This window comes from Mycolicibacterium novocastrense, assembly GCF_001499835.1.
Classification (GTDB): domain Bacteria; phylum Actinomycetota; class Actinomycetes; order Mycobacteriales; family Mycobacteriaceae; genus Mycobacterium; species Mycobacterium novocastrense.
The window spans coordinates 25792-40555 of sequence record NZ_LQIH01000016.1 but is presented as its reverse complement, the minus strand read 5'-3'; the positions used below and the strand labels follow the sequence as shown (position 1 = coordinate 40555).

At 66.7% G+C, this 14764-nt stretch carries 16 protein-coding genes; 9 read left to right on the top strand and 7 right to left on the bottom strand.

The features are described 5' to 3' along the window. Nucleotides 1-5: 5 nt before the first annotated feature. Both AU072_RS13885 and lmeA read right to left on the bottom strand, forming a co-directional pair. Nucleotides 6-428, bottom strand: a complete 423-nt coding sequence (locus AU072_RS13885) for a thioredoxin family protein (RefSeq protein WP_064414303.1) — start codon at nt 426-428, stop codon at nt 6-8. Further along, nucleotides 425-1240, bottom strand: a complete 816-nt coding sequence (gene lmeA / locus AU072_RS13880) for a mannan chain length control protein LmeA (RefSeq protein ID WP_235629870.1) — start codon at nt 1238-1240, stop codon at nt 425-427. The genes AU072_RS13885 and lmeA overlap by 4 nt, the downstream gene beginning before the upstream one ends. 161 nt (nt 1241-1401) lie before the next feature. Between lmeA and AU072_RS13875 the strand changes: the two genes are divergently transcribed. From AU072_RS13875 to pstB, 6 genes are all read left to right on the top strand, one after another. Then, nucleotides 1402-2181: a winged helix-turn-helix transcriptional regulator gene (locus AU072_RS13875; protein ID WP_064414360.1), complete on the top strand. Its 780-nt coding sequence runs from the start codon at nt 1402-1404 to the stop codon at nt 2179-2181. Beyond that, entirely contained in the window at nt 2178-3071 is an 894-nt protein-coding gene (mshD, locus tag AU072_RS13870; RefSeq protein ID WP_064414302.1) for a mycothiol synthase, read from the top strand. Before AU072_RS13875 ends, mshD begins: the two co-directional genes overlap by 4 nt. Nucleotides 3072-3195: 124 nt before the next feature. Further along, nucleotides 3196-4329: a phosphate ABC transporter substrate-binding protein PstS gene (pstS, locus tag AU072_RS13865; RefSeq protein WP_064414359.1), complete on the top strand. Its 1134-nt coding sequence runs from the start codon at nt 3196-3198 to the stop codon at nt 4327-4329. A gap of 48 nt (nt 4330-4377) precedes the next feature. Then, nucleotides 4378-5421 (top strand): phosphate ABC transporter permease subunit PstC, encoded by a 1044-nt coding sequence (pstC, locus tag AU072_RS13860; protein WP_064414301.1) that lies wholly within the window; start codon nt 4378-4380, stop codon nt 5419-5421. Then, the gene (gene pstA, locus AU072_RS28605) at nt 5418-6332 is read left to right on the top strand and encodes a phosphate ABC transporter permease PstA (RefSeq protein ID WP_064414300.1); all 915 of its coding nucleotides are present in this window, start codon (nt 5418-5420) and stop codon (nt 6330-6332) included. The genes pstC and pstA overlap by 4 nt, the downstream gene beginning before the upstream one ends. Before the next feature lie 9 nt (nt 6333-6341). Further along, nucleotides 6342-7118: a phosphate ABC transporter ATP-binding protein PstB gene (gene pstB, locus AU072_RS28600; protein WP_064401853.1), complete on the top strand. Its 777-nt coding sequence runs from the start codon at nt 6342-6344 to the stop codon at nt 7116-7118. A gap of 17 nt (nt 7119-7135) precedes the next feature. Here pstB and phoU read toward each other — a convergent pair whose 3' ends face one another. The 4 genes from phoU to AU072_RS13830 form a co-directional block, all read right to left on the bottom strand. Beyond that, nucleotides 7136-7804 (bottom strand): phosphate signaling complex protein PhoU, encoded by a 669-nt coding sequence (phoU, locus tag AU072_RS13845; protein WP_064414299.1) that lies wholly within the window; start codon nt 7802-7804, stop codon nt 7136-7138. 94 nt (nt 7805-7898) lie between these two features. Next, nucleotides 7899-10016 carry an LCP family protein gene (locus AU072_RS13840; protein ID WP_064414298.1) on the bottom strand — a complete coding sequence of 706 codons (2118 nt, stop codon included), beginning with the start codon at nt 10014-10016 and terminating at the stop codon, nt 7899-7901. Nucleotides 10017-10201: 185 nt separating this feature from the next. Then, nucleotides 10202-11335 (bottom strand): tRNA dihydrouridine synthase DusB, encoded by a 1134-nt coding sequence (gene dusB / locus AU072_RS13835; RefSeq protein WP_201028955.1) that lies wholly within the window; start codon nt 11333-11335, stop codon nt 10202-10204. A gap of 23 nt (nt 11336-11358) precedes the next feature. Beyond that, nucleotides 11359-12357: an acyl-ACP desaturase gene (locus tag AU072_RS13830; protein WP_064348081.1), complete on the bottom strand. Its 999-nt coding sequence runs from the start codon at nt 12355-12357 to the stop codon at nt 11359-11361. Nucleotides 12358-12562: 205 nt separating this feature from the next. On the opposite strand from AU072_RS13830, the gene AU072_RS13825 reads away from it, so the two are divergent. The 3 genes from AU072_RS13825 to AU072_RS13815 all read left to right on the top strand — a co-directional run bounded on the left by AU072_RS13825 (nt 12563) and on the right by AU072_RS13815 (nt 14142). Further along, entirely contained in the window at nt 12563-13021 is a 459-nt protein-coding gene (locus AU072_RS13825; RefSeq protein ID WP_067395355.1) for a PASTA domain-containing protein, read from the top strand. 123 nt (nt 13022-13144) lie between these two features. Then, a complete protein-coding gene (locus AU072_RS13820) occupies nt 13145-13570 on the top strand; it encodes a hypothetical protein (protein ID WP_235629868.1) in 426 nt (141 codons plus the stop codon). 155 nt (nt 13571-13725) lie between these two features. Next, nucleotides 13726-14142, top strand: a complete 417-nt coding sequence (locus tag AU072_RS13815; RefSeq protein ID WP_064414297.1) for a hypothetical protein — start codon at nt 13726-13728, stop codon at nt 14140-14142. Between the two features lie 6 nt (nt 14143-14148). Here AU072_RS13815 and AU072_RS13810 read toward each other — a convergent pair whose 3' ends face one another. Further along, nucleotides 14149-14733: a TetR/AcrR family transcriptional regulator gene (locus AU072_RS13810; protein WP_064414296.1), complete on the bottom strand. Its 585-nt coding sequence runs from the start codon at nt 14731-14733 to the stop codon at nt 14149-14151. Nucleotides 14734-14764 lie beyond the last annotated feature (31 nt).

The following is a 14764-nucleotide window of genomic DNA, read 5'->3' as shown; positions in this document are numbered from 1 at the left end:
GGTGATCAAGCCAACAGCGGTTCCAGAGCCGAGCGCAGGTCAGCGGCCTTGGGGACGCCGTGAGTCCGGTAGCGGGGCCGGCCGTGCCTGTCGAACAGGATGGTGGTGGGCAGCGAGAGCACCGAAAGACGCCGCGCGGCCTCCGGGTTGGCGTCGATGTCGATCTCGAGGTGCGCCACCGCGGGTAGGTCCGCGCAGACCTCGTCGACGACCCTGCGCACCGCGGCGCACGGTCCGCACCACTCGGCGGAGAAGTGCACGATCGTCGGTCCGGTCGAGGACAGGCCGAGGTCGCTGGTGTCGACGTTTGCCGCCTTCTCGCTCGCCGTGCGCAGGCCCGATCGAAGCGCGAGCAGCCGCCCGATCACATAGGCGACGCCGAGCGCCGCGATGAGGACGGTGATCGCCAGCACCCAGGACGAGCTCATGACAGATGGAACTCGGTGAGCGCGACGGATACTCCCTCGGCGATGCCCTCGATGATGATGTCGGAGCCTCGCGCCCCCTGCGCCGTCGGCGCCAGCCCGAACGGCAGCCTCTGACCGGGGAGGCTCGCGGTGAACGCGGCCAGCACGGCGCCCTTCTTGTCCTCGGGCACCTCCTGGTCGGCCGTGCCGGGGCCGGTCAGCACGCCGGTGGCCGTCATCACCAGCGTCGTCTGGTCGGGTCCGGCGACCTCGAGGTCCACTGCGATGCTCACCCTGTCGTGGAAGTCGGCTTTGGCGGGTGTTCCGGTGAACACCACGCCCTTGCTACTGGAGATACCCGATTCGGTGGTGCCGCCCGTGGCGTCGTTGCTCTCTCCGGTCGGCGCCTCGACCAGCAGATCCGGGATGTCCATGAACCGGCCCAGATGTGTTGAGTCGATGATGATGCGGCTTTCGGCCTTGCCGACCTGCAGCGTGGCGTCGGGCCCGACGAGCCACGAATCGCCGGGCAGATCGATCTCGTGCAGCGTCGCCTCCAACGACGCCTTGCCCACCACGCGATTGTCGACGCCGTTGGCCCTGATCTCGACCTCGTCGTACTGGCGGTCCATCGCCTGAGTGGTGAACGGGAACCCGAGGATCGCCACCGACGGGTCGTGTTGCAGGTCAGCGGCGGTGCGCACGCTTCTGGCCAGCCGGTATTCGGCGTAGATCGCCGCCCCGAAATCGGCCCCGACGGCGCACAGGGCAGCCGCCAGCAGCGTCGCCAACACCCCGAGCAGCAGCTTGCGCACCCGCACATTCTGGCCCACGGCGGGTTCAACGTTACGTTCGACGCAGCTGATGAGCGGGTTGCGCGCTATCGTTAGAAAATCATCGCCCCGGTAACGGGCGGATGTCGAGCATGAATCTGGGAAGTCACCGACCGACAAAGATGTCCAGGCGAGGTCCCTATGGCTTGTTGGAGGGCCAGTTGGATCTACTGCTATTGACAGTCGACCCACAGCCTGAGTCGGTGCTGCCGTCGCTGTCGCTGTTGGCTCACACCGTGCGGACCGCACCGACCGAGGTCTCGTCGCTTTTGGAGGCGGGCAGCGCCGACGTCGCGATCGTCGACGCACGTACCGACCTCGCCGCGGCTCGCGGGCTGTGCAGGCTGCTGGGCACGACCGGCACCTCGGTGCCCGTGGTGGCCGTCGTCAACGAAGGCGGCCTGGTGGCCGTCAACGTCGAGTGGGGTCTGGACGAGATCCTGCTGCCCAGCACCGGGCCCGCCGAGATCGACGCGCGGCTGCGGCTGCTCGTCGGGCGCCGCGGCGGGGTGGCCAACCAGGAGAACGTCGGCAAGATCAGCCTCGGCGAACTGGTGATCGACGAGGGGACCTACACCGCCCGACTCCGCGGTCGCCCCCTTGACTTGACCTACAAGGAATTCGAGCTGCTCAAGTACCTGGCCCAGCACGCCGGTCGGGTGTTCACCCGCGCGCAGCTGTTGCAGGAGGTCTGGGGTTACGACTTCTTCGGCGGCACCCGCACGGTGGATGTGCACGTGCGACGGTTGCGCGCCAAGCTCGGCCCCGAGTACGAATCGCTGATCGGCACCGTGCGCAACGTCGGCTACAAAGCGGTGCGTCCGGCCCGCGGTCGCGCGCCCGCCCAGGACGCCGTGGTGCCCGACGACATCGACAGCGTGGAGCTCGAGACGCCGGACGGCATCGCCGAGGCGTTGGCCGACCCGCTGCGAAGCCCGTGACGGAACTTCTCTGGCGCACCGAACTCTCCGGCGACGAGCAGCGTCGCATCCATGACCTGATCGAGGCCGCCACCGCTGCGGACGGCGTCGCGCCGGTCGGCGAGCAGGTGCTGCGGGAACTGCCGCACGACCGCACCCGTCACCTGGTGGCCCGCGACGACGCGGACATCGTCGGTTATCTGAACCTCGCCGGGCAGGACGAGCCCGCGATGGCCGAGGCGGTCGTGCATCCGCGCTCGCGGCGTCGCGGGGTCGGCGCGGCCCTGGTGCGCATGGGCCTCGCCGAGGGCGGAGGCGACGCGCGCGTGTGGGCGCACGGCAACCTGGAGGCGGCACGCGCCACCGCGTCCTCGCTCGGGCTGACCGTGGTGCGCGAACTCCTGCAGATGCGGCGTCCGCTGACCGACCTGCCGCCCACACCCGTGCCCGACGGTGTCCGCATCACGACGTACTCCGGTCCGCAAGACGACGCCGCGCTGCTGCGCGTCAACAACGCGGCCTTCGTCTGGCATCCCGAGCAGGGTGGATGGACGGAGGCCGACATCGCCGAGCGCCGCGGCGAGCCGTGGTTCGACCCTCACGGGTTGTTCCTGGCCGTCGATGTGGACAGCGACGAGGTGCTCGGATTTCACTGGACGAAGATCCACGACGCCGACCTCGGCGAGGTCTATGTCGTGGGCGTCGACCCGTCGGCCCAGGGGCGCGGGTTGGGTGCGGCGCTGACGTTGACGGGTCTGCATCATCTCGCCGAGCGACTTTCGGCGAGTGCGGATCCCACCGTGATGCTTTACGTGGAGGCAGATAACTCCGCGGCGGTGAACACCTACCGAAAGCTCGGCTTCACGGTCTTCTCGGTCGACGCCGCGTATGCGCAGCGGTCCCAGCGCTAGCTGGGAAAGCACGGCTTACCAACTGAACGTGTTCACCGCCCGTTCACCTGTCATCCGCGAACCGTGCACCGGCGCCGCATACGTTGCCAGGAGGTCAAGCCCGTCCAATTCGAAAGTGGGATTCGTGAAGCTCAACCCTGGCAAGGCGCCCTCCAGTTCGCTGCTGGCCACGTTCTCGGTGGCCGCGGTCGCGGCGTTGGCCCTGTCCGCGTGTGGCAGCGACAACAACGCCGGTACCACCGCGACCACGGGCGGCAACGGTGCGGCGGCGTCCGCCGAGTGCGGCGGCAAGAACTCCGTCACCGCCGAGGGTTCGACGGCTCAACAGAACGCCATCGCCGAGTTCAACAAGGTCTGGGGTCAGCACTGCCCGGGTAAGAACCTGTCGTACAACCCCACCGGATCGGGCGCGGGACGCGAGCAGTTCATCGCCGGTCAGGTCGACTTCGCCGGATCGGATTCGGCTCTGTCCGGCAATCAGATCCAGCAGGCCGCCCAGCGCTGCGACGGCAACCCGGCATGGAACCTTCCGCTGGTCTTCGGCCCAGTCGCGTTGGCCTACAACATCGAAGGGGTCGACAAGCTGGTTCTCAACGCCGATCTGCTCGCGAAGATCTTCCAGGGACAGATCACCAAGTGGAACGATCCCGCGATCGCGGCGCTCAACGGCGGAACCAACCTGCCGGACAGCGACATCACGCCGATCTACCGGTCGGACTCCTCGGGCACCACCGACAACTTCCAGAAGTACCTCGCCGCGGCGGCCCCCCAGAGTTGGACCAAGGGGGACGGCAGCGAGTTCCAGGGCGGTGCCGGCGAAGGCGCCCAGAAGTCGGCAGGTGTCGTGCAGGCCGTGCAGGCGACCGGCGGATCGATCGGCTACGTGGAGAAGGGTTTCGCCGAGCAGGGTGGTGTGCCGTTCGCCCAAATCGACAGTGGTGCAGGCCCCGTCGAGCTGACCGACGAGTCGGCCAGGAAGGCGATCGATGTTGCGACGTTCGCCGCGGAAGGCAACGACCTGACGTTGGATCTGGACTCGTTGTACGGCACGAAGGAGCCCGGCGCCTACCCGTTGGTGCTCGCCACGTACGAGATCGTCTGCTCGAAGGGCTACGACCCCGAAACCGCCGCGGCGGTCAAGTCGTTCCTCACGATCTCGGCGAACGACGGTCAGCAGAACCTCTCGCCCGCGGGCTATGTGCCGCTGCCGGACCGCTTCAAGGAGCGGCTGCTGACGTCCATCGAAGCGATTGCCTAGTTTCGTGGCGCGTCGCCGCGGATACGGTGAGGATGGGTCCTTGGACCGATGACCGATAGGCTCGAGGTGACAATCCCCAATCCGTCCGACGCGGGATCGGGTGAAGCACTCGCTTCCCCCTTTCCCGAGCCGACTCCGATAAGCAGCGATCCGTCGAGGAACGCCAAAGAGCGTCTCGGCGACCGCATCTTCCGCGGGCTGGCGGAGGGCTCGGGCGCCTTCATCGTCGCGCTGATCGTGGCCATCGGGGCGTTCCTGCTGTGGCGGGCGATTCCGGCGCTGGCGCGCAACGAGGAGAACTTCTTCCTCTACGGCGGCACCTGGAAGACCACCGACACGTCGGCGATGCACTTCGGCATCCTCGACCTGCTGCAGGTGACGGTGTTCGTGTCGGTGTTCGCGCTCGTTCTGGCGATGCCTGTGGCCCTTGGCATCGCGATCTTTTTGACCCAGTACGCGCCGCGGCGGGTCGCGGGTCCGTTGGCATACATGGTCGACCTCTTGGCGGCGGTGCCGTCGATCATCTACGGCGTGTGGGGGCTGTACGTCCTGGCCCCGGTGTTGAAACCGGTTGCGTTGTGGCTGAACGAGAACCTCGGCTGGCTGTTTCTCTTCAAAACCGGGACGGCGTCGGTGGCAGGCGGCGGGACGATCTTCACGGCGGGCATCGTTTTGGCGGTGATGATCCTTCCGATCATCACCGCGGTCACGCGCGAGGTGTTCATTCAGACGCCCCGGGGACAGATCGAGGCGGCACTGGCCCTGGGTGCCACGCGCTGGGAGGTGGTGCGCACGACCGTACTGCCGTTCGGTATGTCCGGTTACATCAGCGGTGCCATGCTCGGCCTCGGTCGTGCGCTCGGCGAGACCATCGCGCTGCTGATCATCCTGCGCGGAACGCAGCAGGCGTTCGGGTGGTCGCTGTTCGACGGCGGCTACACCTTCGCGAGCCTGATCGCCGCCACGGCAAGCGAATTCAACGATCAGTACAAGGCAGGCGCCTATATCGCCGCCGGCCTGGTGCTGTTCGTGCTGACCTTCGTGGTGAACTCGCTGGCGCGTGCCGCGGTCGCGGGGAAGGCTCAGAAATGACGTCGACGCTGGACCGCCCGGTCAAGGCGACCACCTTCCAGGGGGTGAGCCTTCGGCGCAAGATGACCAACAACCTCGCCACGATCCTGGTCACACTGAGCGTCCTGATCGCCCTGGTTCCCTTGCTGTGGGTGCTCTACTCGGTGATCGTCAAAGGTTTCAACGCGCTGACCTCGCCGCAGTGGTTCTGGCACTCACAAGCGGGTATGACGGCCTTTGCGGCCGGCGGCGGCGCGTACCACGCGATCGTGGGCACACTGCTGCAGGGTTTGGTGTGCGCGGCGATCTCGATTCCGATCGGGGTGTTCGTGGGGATCTATCTCGTCGAGTACGGTGGCGGAACGCGTTTCGGCAAGGTGACGACGTTCATGGTCGACATCCTCACCGGCGTACCGTCGATCGTCGCAGCGCTGTTCATCTACGCGCTGTGGGTGGCGACGTTCGGCTTCCCGCGGTCCGGCTTCGCGGTGTCGCTGTCCCTGGTGCTGCTGATGATTCCGGTCATCGTGCGCGCGACCGAGGAGATGCTGCGCATCGTGCCGATGGACCTGCGCGAAGCCAGTTACGCCCTCGGCGTGCCGAAGTGGAAAACCATTGTCCGCATTGTGATTCCGACCGCACTGTCGGGCATCGTCACCGGCATCATGTTGGCGCTCGCTCGCGTCATGGGTGAGACCGCGCCTCTGCTGGTCCTCGTCGGTTACTCGCAGGCGATGAACTTCGACATGTTCGATGGCTTCATGGGTTCACTGCCCGGCATGATGTACGACCAGACCTCGGCGGGTGCGGGCGCGAATCCCGTTCCCACGGATCGGTTGTGGGGAGCCGCCCTGACCTTGATCCTGCTGATCGCCTTACTCAACGTGGGGGCGCGGTTCCTCGCGAAGATCTTCGCCCCCAAGAAGGTTTAGGAGATTTCGATGGCCAAACGCTTGGATCTCAAGGACGTCAACATCTTCTACGGCGCTTTTCACGCCGTCGCCGATGTCTCGCTGGCGGTCCCGCCCCGCAACGTGACCGCCTTCATCGGCCCGTCGGGCTGCGGAAAATCAACGGTGCTGCGAACGCTCAATCGCATGCACGAGGTCATCCCCGGTGCGCGCGTCGAGGGCTCGGTGCTGCTCGACGGCGAGGACATCTACGGCGCGGGAGTCGACCCGGTCGGTGTGCGCAAGACGATCGGCATGGTGTTCCAACGTCCGAATCCCTTCCCCACCATGTCGATTCGCGACAACGTGGTCGCCGGCCTCAAATTGCAGGGTGTGCGCAACAAGAAGACACTCGACGAGGTGGCCGAACGGTCTCTGCGCGGGGCCAACCTGTGGACAGAGGTCAAGGACCGGCTGGACAAGCCCGGCGGCGGCCTCTCCGGTGGTCAGCAACAGCGGCTGTGCATCGCCCGCGCGATCGCCGTACAACCCGACGTGCTGTTGATGGACGAGCCGTGCTCGGCACTCGATCCCATCTCCACGCTGGCGATCGAGGACCTGATCGCCACACTCAAGCAGGACTTCACGATCGTCATTGTCACGCACAACATGCAACAGGCGGCACGGGTGAGCGATCAGACCGCGTTCTTCAACCTCGAGGCGACGGGTAAGCCCGGCCGGCTCATCGAGATCGACGACACCGAGAAGATCTTCTCCAACCCGACGCAGAAGGCGACCGAGGACTACATCTCCGGGCGCTTCGGCTGACTCCCCGGACACCCGCGTCAGCGCGACGCGGGGACATCCACTTCGGCGGGGTGCTTACCGGTGACCTGGAAGATCACCCGCCGCGCGACCTCGACGGCGTGGTCGGCGAAGCGTTCGTAGAAGCGGCCGAGCAGGGTCACGTCCACCGCGGCCGCCACGCCGTGCTTCCACTCCCGATCCATCAACACCGTGAACAAGTGGCGGTGCAGGTCGTCCATCGCATCGTCTTCTTCTCCGATGCGGGCGGCCTTCTCCGGGTCGCGGGTCACCAGGACCTCCTGGGCGCTGTTGCCCAATTCCACCGCGAGACGGCCCATCTCGGCAAAGTAGCCGTTCACCTCCTCGGGCAGCGCATGCTGGGGGTGTCGGCGACGGGCGATCTTGGCGACGTGCAGTGCCAGCGCACCCATCCGGTCCACGTCGGCGACGATCTGGATCGAGCCGACGATGGCCCGAAGATCGCCCGCGACCGGCGCCTGCAGCGCGAGCAGTACGAACGCCGACTCCTCGGCCCGTGCGCTCATCGCGGCGATCTGTTCGTGATCGGTGATGACCTGTTCGGCCAGCACGAGATCGGCTTGCAGCAGGGCCTGGGTGGCGCGTTCCATCGCCGCGCCCGCCAGCCCGCACATCTCCCCGAGCTGGGTGGTCAGAGCCTCCAACTGCTCGTGATACGCAGTACGCATGCATCCACCCTACGGGCATCGTCACCGAAACGGCATGAAGCGAGCGGTGAACGAAAGGTGAACCCCACCTGCTGAAACGTTGTGACCGTTGCGGTCACTCGCAGCTGGTGTCGGCTGCGTTGGTGACCGCGAGGTCCTCAGGGAGCTGCGTCGGGGTGCTCCTGGTTCCGCGCACGACGTGCACCTGGACCGGGGACCCGCTCGGTGAGGGCGGGGTGACGGTGTGGAAGTCGCTGCCCAGCACCACGCGCACGGTGTCGCCCATCCCCGTCGTTCGCTCCACCTTGGCGTTGGCGAAGGAAGACGCCACCGTCGCCGCCGCCTCCTCGTTGCCCGGCGAGAAGAACACCGTCGTCGAATCCAGCGGACCCGGGTAGTCGTCGGGGGAGGTGACGTTGAAACCGTGGGTCTGCAGTTCGCTGGCCGCGGTCGCGGCGAGACCGTTCTCCCCGGTGGAGTTGGACACCTGGACCGTGATGTCGGCCGGGTTCGTGGTGATCGCGTCGACCAGCTCACCCGAGGGTGCGGCGTCATGGGTCGGCGTGGCCGAATCGGGCTGGGGGTTGGTCGACGACTCGGGCGTCCCGGGCACCGGGGTGTTGTCGGCGTTCTTCTCCTCGGGGAGCGGAGCGTCGTTGATGATCGCGTCGAAGATCGCCCGGGTGTCTTCTTCGCGCAGGTGCTCGTTGCCGTACTCGTCCATGTAGCCCGTGGTCGGTACGGTCAGGAACGTGATTCGGCCCGCGGCGATGCCCTGGATCGACTGGCCGAGCGTGACGAGGTCCTTGGTGTCCATGTTGTCGACGTAGCTGTCGTTGATGAACATGTTGACCACGTTGTTGAGCTTCGACAGCGAGAAGAAGACCTCTTTGGAGATCATCGAGCGCATCAGCGACGACAGGAACAGCTGCTGGCGTTTGATCCGCCCGTAGTCGCCGTTGGTCTCGGTGGTCACCTGCCGGGCGCGCACGTACTGAAGAGCCGTGTGCCCGTCGACGAGCTGCCGGCCCGCGTTGGGGAGCACCGTTCCCAGTTCGTAGTCCTCGATCGGCGTGGTGCTACACACCTCGACTCCGCCGAGCGCGTCCACCATCTTGGAGAACCCAGCGAAATCCACTGCCATGAAACGGTTTATCGAAAGGCCGGACATCTTCTGGATGACCTTGACCAGGCACTTGGGCCCGCCGACGGCGTACGCCGAGTTCAGCTTGTACTCGGTGTAGACCTCCTCGGCCCCGTACATCGGCGAGTCCGGATCGGTGATCGGACCGTAGTTGCCGGTCTGGGGATCCCACGGCTCGCACTTCATCGGTTCGATCGCGAGGTCGCGCGGGAACGACACCGCCACAACCCGTTCCCGGTTCGCCGGGATGTTCACCAGCATCACGGTGTCCGAGCGCGCCCCCGCAGCGTCCTCGGTGGTGCCGGCGCCCATGTCGCTGTTCTCGCCCAGCCGGCTGTCCACACCGACGATCAGGAAGTTCTCGTCTCCGAATTGCGCGTTGGGGTCGAGGATGTCGCGGGAGTCGGGGTCCAGCGCGGAGATCCGGTTCATCATGTTGTTCTTCGCCGACTGCCACTGCCAGGCCCCGCCGGTCAGCGCGAGTGCGAACACCGCGATCAGCGCGGCAAGCGCGCGTCCGGCGATCAGCGTGCGGCGCCGACGTTTGCGGGGCTTCGATGGCCTGCGCGCGGTGACCGCGTGCGCCGCGGGCACCCTGCTGGGCCTGCGAACGAGCGCCAGGTCGGGCAGTTCGGCATCGGCGTGGACGACGGGCAGGATCTCGGTGTCGCAGTCGTTGTCCCCGCTGTCGGCGGGTGGCTCCGGCTCATACAGCGGCTCAGGCTGGTACAGCTCCGCCGGTTCGTCCGGGACGGCCGGCTCGTCGGGCACCGCCGCGATGATCTCGGTGGGTGGTGCCGGTGGTGGGGGAGGTTCGGGTTCGCGGCGGCGTCGACGGCGCAGTTCCGGCGGCACCGCATCGTCGCCGGACAGTTTGGCGATGAGGTCGGCGACGGTCACGCCGTCGGTGTGGTTACCCGTGGACTCGGCCTCGATGGCGTCGGCCTCCGACGGGTCCGGCCGGTGAGGAATGTCCGCGCGCTCCCATGGCGCGGCGCCCGGAGCGGGCCGTTGGCTGCGGGTCAGCCAGCGGTTGTCCCCGTCGGTGGGGTCGGGAGGGCCAGGAGTGGCGTTATCGCCGTCACTCATGTCCTACCGGCCTCCGACTCTCAACACGTGCAGCTCAGGGGCGAACACGGTGCCGCGCGCCATTGCTACAGCACCTGGGTGACTCCGCGACGGGAGCGCATTACGAACGAGACTCATATCGTACTGAGACATCCTGAGAGATGTGATGTCAGAGTCGTCTCAGGACGGAGACGACTGGGAGACGGCTATCCACCGGAGTGCATGACCTCGGCACCGGCGGGCACCGTGCAGTCGTCGGGATCGGCCAGCCACCCCTCGGGCAGTGCGACCGCCGCAGCCGAACCCTGGCGCCCGCGGGGACCGGTCGCGGCGTCGGGGAAGGGCACGTCGGCATCGAGCCTGCCGAGCAGTTCCTCGAGCTCGGCAAGCGACTTGACCAGCGCCAACGCCCGTCGAAGATCGGCGCCGGCCGGGAATCCGTGCAGATACCAGGCGACATGCTTGCGGATGTCGCGCATGCCCTTGTCCTCGCCGAAATGGGCCGCCAGCAGTTCGCCGTGGCGCACGATGATCGACGCCACCTCGCCGAGGGTGGGCGGTGTGGGCGCAGGACGTCCGGTGAACGCGGCCGACAGTTCGGCGAACAACCAGGGCCTGCCGAGACAACCGCGCCCGATCACCACGCCGTCGCATCCGGTGGCCGACATCATCGCCAACGCGTCGGAGGCCTCGAAGATGTCGCCGTTGCCCAACACGGGTACGTCGGTGACGTGGTCTTTGAGCGCCGCGATCTGGTCCCAGTCCGCCTTGCCGGAGTAGCGCTGAGCTGCGGTCCTGGCGTGCAGGGCGACCGCCGCGGCGCCCTCGTCGGCGGCGATCCTGCCGGCGTCCAGATGGGTGCGGTGCGCATCGTCGATCCCGATGCGGAACTTCACCGTCACAGGAATGTCGGTGCCTTCGGTCGCGCGGACCGCGGCGGCGACGATCTGCCCGAACAGCCTGCGCTTGTACGGCAGGGCGGCACCCCCGCCGCGCCGTGTGACCTTGGGCACCGGGCAGCCGAAGTTCATGTCGATGTGGTCGGCGAGCCCCTCGTCGACGATCATCTTGGCCGCGGCGTAGGTGTTCTGGGGGTCGACCGAGTACAGCTGCAGCGAACGCGGGGTCTCGTCGGGCGCGAACGTCACCATGTGCATGGTCCCCGGATGCCGCTCGACGAGGGCTCGAGCGGTCACCATTTCGCATACGTACAAGCCGCTGACCGTGCCCGCTTTCGCCAGCTCGAGTTCGCGGCACAGGGTGCGGAACGCGACATTGGTCACACCGGCCATCGGCGCCAGTACGACCGGGCTGGGGAGCCGTATCGGGCCGATCAGCAGTTCGCGCTCGTCGGCCAGAACCGTCATGAGGGCGAGGAGGCCAGGACCTTCTTCGCGGAGAGCTTCTCGGCCTTGCGGGCCTCGCGCTCGAGGCGACGCTGCTTGGATTCCTCGAACTTCTGCGAGGCCTCCTCCAGCTCCTCGACGAGCACACCCAGATCGTCGCGCATGCGCGCGGCCTCGCCGGTGAAGTCTTCGCGTTCGAAGATCCGCCACTTCTTGAGCACCGGCATCACCACGTCATCGAGATGGATGCGCGGATCGTAAACGCCGCCGACGGCGATGATGACCGCCTTGCGGCGGAACTCCGGAACCGTATAGCCGGGCATCTTGAAGTTGCGCAGCACGCGGTGCAGACAATGCATCGCCTGGTCGGGCGCGATGTCGAAGCCGGCTTCACTGACGTCCCGGTAGAAGATCATGTGCAGGTTCTCATCGGCCGAGACGCGCGCGAGCAGCTGGTCGGCGACGGTCTCGTTGCACGCCTTGCCGGTGTTGCGGTGCGAGACGCGGGTCGCCAATTCCTGGAAGGTCACGTAGATGACCGAGTCGAAGAGGCTCTCCGCGAAGAGGTCGCCCTGCTGGTTCTGGCCGGGGGAGAAGCCGCGGGTGACCTGCTCGACGCGCAGCTGCTCCAGTTGTACGGGGTCGACCGAACGGGTGACGACGAGGTAGTCGCGCAGCGCGATGCCGTGCCGGTTCTCCTCGGCCGTCCACCGGTTCACCCACTGGCCCCAGGCGCCGTCCATGCCCATGTTCATCGCGATCTCGCGGTGATACGACGGTAGGTTGTCCTCGGTCAGCAGGTTCTGGATCATGGCCACCTGCGCAACTTCCGACAGCTGCGACTGCTCGGGATCCCAATCCTGGCCGCCCAGCGCGTAATAGTTCTTGCCGTCCGACCACGGGATGTAGTCGTGCGGATTCCAGTCCTTGCGCATCGACAAATGCCGATTGAGGTACTTCTCGACGACAGGCTCGAGCTCATGCAGCAGATGTAGGTCAGTCAAGTTCTCGTGCATTGATCCTTACTCCTTCTCGCGTGCGAGAGCCCACCCGGTTAGTTATCTGTACCCGTTGGTTGCACTCAATATATCTGTGTCCCCCGGTGACATCAAGTTCCGGGCAACAGTGTCACAACCGCCACACGAGGCGCATCTGTCGTTGTAGTATCCCCGTCGGGCAAACATCTAAGCCCGGAATTTCTGGAGACTCGGAGGACGGGCGTTGCTCAAGTTGCGGCATCTGTGGGCGGGCGCGGCGGTTGCTGCGGTAGCGGCGGGTACCGCGCTCGCGGGAGCGGGCCAGGCCGCCGCGGTCCCCGACGTCGTCGACCGCCCCTATAAGGACGCCAAGAAGATCATCCAGCAGTACGGCGGCAACGCCGTGGTCGCGACGCGGGTCGGGAGCAGCGCCGACGAAGGCAACTGCCTGGTGACGAACGCGTGGGATGCCGCGGTCCGCCGGCCGAACTCGCGGGGCCGCCCGGTCTCCAACAGCGATGTCATGGTGGCGTTGAACTGCAATGCCGCGGTCGCCGCGCCCGGGGCGCCGGGCAACTCCGCGATGAGCCCGGTCGGCCGCGATGCCAAGGCCGCGCAGCAACGTCAGCAAGCGAAGGCGGCGCGCGAGGCGGCGATGCTCGAAGAGCAGGAATTGGCCGCCCCCGTGACTCCGAACAACTGAGTCCTCGCAGGTCCGGGCCTTAAAAACCGGCGCTTCCCTCCGGTGGCGATGTATACCGAACCGCAATAGACTGCCACCAGCGTTAACGCGGCGGTCATCGCCCGGACACGGAGGTTGGGGCACGTGCAGAAGATCATCTCCATCGGTTTCATCTCGGCGATGAGTATTGGCGCCGCATCGGCGGTTCTCTTCGGCTCGGGCACCGCCTCGGCCGCTCCCAGCGTCGTGGGCATGAAGTACTCCGACGCTCAGGAACAGATCGAGAACGCCGGCGGCAGAGCGGTGGTCGCCGCTCGGGTCGGTGACAAACTGGACCTCGGCGACTGCATCGTCACCAACATCTGGGACTCGTCGTTCCTGCGGATCAGCCAGGCCGACGAGAGCGAGATGTCAGTGGCGTTGAACTGCGCAGGCGAGTACGCAACCGCCACCAATCCCGGTGCCTCCGTTGCCAATCCGCTTGGGCGGGCGGCCAAGTCCAAGGCCGAAGAGGAAGCCGAGAAGCAGGAACTGTCAGAGCTGGAATCGCCCGTCACTCCCGACAATTAACGCAGTCTTCATAGTCCTCAACGGTTTTCACCCGGCGTCAACGTCGGCGCATCCCTCCGTTCACACAACCCCGTGAAGGTGGCGTGGAATCCACGCCCGGGGTGGACGGCAGCACGTCGCCCGCCTCGGAGCACACTCACGGAGGCGGGCAGAGGATGCGAAAGCGAATGTTGGGGATCGGCGCGGTCGGTGCCGCGGTGCCGGTGATGGCTCTGTTCGGCACGGCGACGGCGGCGGCCGCCCCGGACGTCGTGGGGCAGACCTACTCCGACGCGGTCTCGGCCATCGAGGAGGGCGGTGACACGGCCGTGGTCGCCGCCCGGGTGGGCGACAAACTCGACCTCGGCGATTGCATCGTCACCAATGCGTGGGACGCGTCGTTCTTGCGCATCGCCGAGTCCGGCAGTCAGGTCCACCTCGCGCTGAACTGTGCGGGTGGATACGCGACGGCGACCAATCCCGGTGCGTCGGTGGCCAATCCGCTCGGGCGGGCGGCCAAGTCCAAGGCCGAGGAGGAAGCTGCCAACGAGGAGCAGGAAGAGCTGGAAGCGCCGGTCACGCCCGACGAGTAGGCCGGTCTAGTAGCTCGACACCCGGCCGAGCAGCATCTCGACGCAGTAGTCGATGAAGCGTTCTCGCGTGGCGGCCAGCCTGCCGTTGAGGTAGGCGGTGAACAACGCGGTCAGGGCCCCGATCAGCCCGGTGGCCACCATCGCCGCCCGGTCGGGATCGGTGATGCGGGTGAGCTTGCGCTGCAGCAACTCGATGAAGCTGGGCATCCACTCGGCGCCTGAGCGCGTCAGCACGGGCTCGCTGGCCGGCGCGAGCAGCAGGACGCGGCCTCGGGTCGGGTCGTCGACCATCAGGGCGACAAACCGTTCGACGGCGTCGCGCGGGGTTTCGGCCGACGTCAAGGTGGACATGGCTTTTGCGCAGACGTCGTCGTACACGGCGCGGACGAATTCGTCGCGGTCGGCGAAGCTTTCGTAGAAGTAGCGCTCGGTCAACCCGGCCGCCCGGCACACGGCGCGGACGGTCAGGGACGGGCCCTCGGCGGCGCCGAGCAGTTCCACTCCCGCGGCGATGAGTTCGTCGCGGCGAAGCATCTGACGGTCCTGCAACGGCACGCCCGACCATCGGCCCCGTCTTTGACCCGAAGGCACATCCCTCCTAAGCTCGGTATGACAACGCCCG

Coding starts and splice junctions, on each gene's coding strand:
- AU072_RS13885 (WP_064414303.1), bottom strand. CDS start 428: ATGAGCTCGTCCTGGGTGCTGGCGATCACCGTCCTCATCGCGGCGCTC.
- pstC (WP_064414301.1), top strand. CDS start 4,378: ATGACCGATAGGCTCGAGGTGACAATCCCCAATCCGTCCGACGCGGGA.
- pstA (WP_064414300.1), top strand. CDS start 5,418: ATGACGTCGACGCTGGACCGCCCGGTCAAGGCGACCACCTTCCAGGGG.
- pstB (WP_064401853.1), top strand. CDS start 6,342: ATGGCCAAACGCTTGGATCTCAAGGACGTCAACATCTTCTACGGCGCT.
- phoU (WP_064414299.1), bottom strand. CDS start 7,804: ATGCGTACTGCGTATCACGAGCAGTTGGAGGCTCTGACCACCCAGCTC.
- AU072_RS13840 (WP_064414298.1), bottom strand. CDS start 10,016: ATGAGTGACGGCGATAACGCCACTCCTGGCCCTCCCGACCCCACCGAC.
- AU072_RS13830 (WP_064348081.1), bottom strand. CDS start 12,357: ATGCACGAGAACTTGACTGACCTACATCTGCTGCATGAGCTCGAGCCT.
- AU072_RS13815 (WP_064414297.1), top strand. CDS start 13,726: ATGCGAAAGCGAATGTTGGGGATCGGCGCGGTCGGTGCCGCGGTGCCG.